The sequence below is a fragment of the Acinetobacter sp. V2 genome (assembly GCF_001188385.1).
GTDB lineage: Bacteria > Pseudomonadota > Gammaproteobacteria > Pseudomonadales > Moraxellaceae > Acinetobacter > Acinetobacter oleivorans.
In genome coordinates this window covers 1,581,809-1,584,685 of record NZ_JZFB01000001.1, presented here as the reverse complement: position 1 = coordinate 1,584,685, position 2,877 = coordinate 1,581,809, and the positions used below count along the sequence as shown (strand labels likewise).

Sequence of the window (2,877 nt, the reverse complement as noted above, 5' to 3'; positions counted from 1 at the left end):
CCTTCTTTGTGTTCATTCACAAGCCTCTGTTGTAAGTCATAAAGCGTATATTGTTCTGACTTATCTTCATCGATAATTATGATTTCAATATTCAGTCCTGAAAGACTTTTTGGATCATAAGCTTCTGAATTCTTGGGGAGTAAAATATTAAAGCCTGTAATCCTAGCTGGATGAATGGCATGAACTTCTAAATTAATTTCCCTTATTAAAGGATCGCCATTCTCATCTTCCCAATCTGTATCATTTTGTTCTCTAACAATTAATAGGTCTATATTGTTCTGATTAGCTTTTGTTAATGCTCCTTTTTGGTATCCTTTTTTTGTCGCATATAACCCTCTTAGACCAGGAAAGTCTTGTAGTTTTCCTATGAAAGAGTCAATTTTTTCGATAGACACTTTACTAGTGTAGTCTTTACACTCAATGACCGTTTTATATGAATGTCCTGCTAAAGAATATTCCCAATAAATATCGAATTGCCTTTCAATACCATTTCTATCTATTAATTTTTTATTAATTTCAACTTTTATATTATTTTGTTCACTTAGCCCCAATGATTCAGATTGAATGATTGCTTGGTAAATTGATTGAACAAACTCCTCGTATTCGCGTCCTGTATTCTTAACCATAATTAACTCTTATTTTTTCAATGAATTTAGGTAAAGTTAATATATATTAATTAGAAATGGTTAACATACCTTCCCAAGTGAAATAATTATTAGATTTCAAATTTTGAGACATCGACCATGATCGGTTTTGATACATACTCCCGCCAAAACCAAGTTTGAACTTTCCGAATTTCCCTTGTATCCCTTCAATTGCACACATCAAATTTTCAGTTTTCTCTAAGTCACTATAATCTGTTAGTAAGTCATAAGTAAAAGTATGCTTACTCTCGAGTGCAGTCAAAACTACCCCGCATTTTTTAAAGTCCACTCCAGGCTTATAAATATATTCCATCATTCTTGTTGTTGCTTTCACAAGCTTTCTGACATCGTCAGTAGGTACGGCAAACGACTGTGATAATTCTTTTTTATAATAGGGTTTATGCACATCAAACGGGCTAGAGTGAGCAAAACCAATAATACAGCCGCATAGGGCTTCATCTTTTCTAATGCGCGTGAATGCCTCTTGTGTACGTCGTGCAATTGCTTCTTTTAAATCATCTTTATCGGTAATTTTTTGCTTAAACGCACGTGATGAAATGATTTGCTTTCGAGAGGGTGGCGTGTCTTCAATTTCGATACAAGCAATACCGTTCAGCTCAAGCACAGTACGCTTCATAACGACACTAAACAATGATTCCATGTGATATGGGTTTGACATCATAAGATCATAAACTTTAGTAATTCCCATTGCTTCCAGCTTTTTAGAATGCTGGCGGCCAACGCCCCAAACTTCAGAAACGCTGGTCTGTTTATAAAGCAAATCTCTTATATTGGTTGGGAATGTTGTGAGGTTACAAACACCGTCAAAAGTCATATATGTTTTTGCCAGGTGATTAGCCATTTTCGCTTCAGTTTTACTTCTCCCTATGCCAACGCAAACAGGTAACCCGATCCATTGCCAGATGCGGTTTTTCATAAGCCTGGCATAAGCATCTAAATCATAATGCTGTTTGTATGCTGTGAGTTCTAAGAATGCTTCATCAATGCTATACGTCTCATGTTCTTTATCAGTAACAAATTGCTTTAAGATTGCATGAAATCTTTTACTCATTTCAGCATAAACAGGGTAGTTGCTTGAGAGTACAGCTACATTATGCCGTTTAACTAAATCAATAATTTTAAATAAAGGGTCGCCCATTTCTATACCAATGGCTTTAGCTTCTTGTGAACGTGCAACCGCGCAACCGTCGTTGTTTGATAGCACAATGACAGGTTTATTAATTAAATGTGGATTGAAAAAACGTTCTATACTTGCATAGCAATTATTCACGTCCACTAAACAAAAAATTCGCGGTTTCATTTCAAAAATTGATTACGTTACAAAATCAAGTTTTATGGTAGAGATGAGGCTATAAAATTACAAATTATAAAAATCTTTGAAAATCAGAGATACGACAATTAAAGTCGCAAGAGCTAGTGCATTTGGTCGGAAATTCTACAACTCAAATCATGTATGCGTGGATTAGATGAATTTAGTCATGACAGGTTTTTTGACAGGCATATCTTAAAGACAGTAAAATACAATTCAGACTAGGGGATGTAAGTTATTGATTTTTAAAGTCGGTAATTTAATAGTAATTGATAGTGTTTGATTGTTTCGGGTTCAACTCCCGTCATCTTTATTTTTTAGAAGTGGGTACAGTTCAAACTATACCCAAAAAAATTAATAACTATTAACCCGCTTCCTCTTCTTCAATTGTTTTCCTAATAGACTCATCTTGTTTTCGAAGATAGCTTTGAAAAATAGCAGCCTCAATCTCATCATCTTCGCTTTTGATGTTTCCTATGGCTAGTAATAATTTATCAATTGCATAAATCATTGTTTTAAACTCAAAATCATAATATGAATTATCATAACTTGGTGAGCTATCAATTATAGTTTTTAGCTTCTGAAGCCCTTCTTTATAAGATTTTAAAAGATCTTTTGCAAAATTAGTATCAACCCCTGGTGTCTTATAAATTGCACTACCAGATTTTTCTAATACATACAAAGATTCTTTACCAATACAGTCAATCACAATTTTAGATTTTGAAAGCATAAAATTATCTTTTAATAATTAAAGTGAAGAAATATTTGTATATAGATATGTGGATAAATTCAAGTAGCAAGATTAATTTTGCAAATTAATACTTTCTTAATCAGATTTGTGTTTGCGACAAAAATGCGTCAGTTGTATATTAAGTGATTGAATGTAATAAATTTAGATTGTCC

Annotated in this window: 3 protein-coding genes; all 3 read right to left on the bottom strand. The window is 33.3% G+C overall.

Annotation, left to right across the window (positions count from 1 at the left end; all coding sequences use genetic code 11):
• A partial coding sequence (locus UC75_RS07235; RefSeq protein WP_228137152.1) for a restriction endonuclease occupies positions 1-626 on the bottom strand: 626 nt, incomplete at its 3' end.
• A gap of 46 nt (positions 627-672) precedes the next feature.
• Complete coding sequence (locus UC75_RS07230) at positions 673-1,965, bottom strand: Y-family DNA polymerase (RefSeq protein ID WP_049837163.1); 1,293 nt, start codon at positions 1,963-1,965, stop codon at positions 673-675.
• Between the two features lie 373 nt (positions 1,966-2,338).
• A complete protein-coding gene (locus UC75_RS07225) occupies positions 2,339-2,704 on the bottom strand; it encodes a hypothetical protein (RefSeq protein WP_049837162.1) in 366 nt (121 codons plus the stop codon).
• Positions 2,705-2,877: the final 173 nt, after the last annotated feature.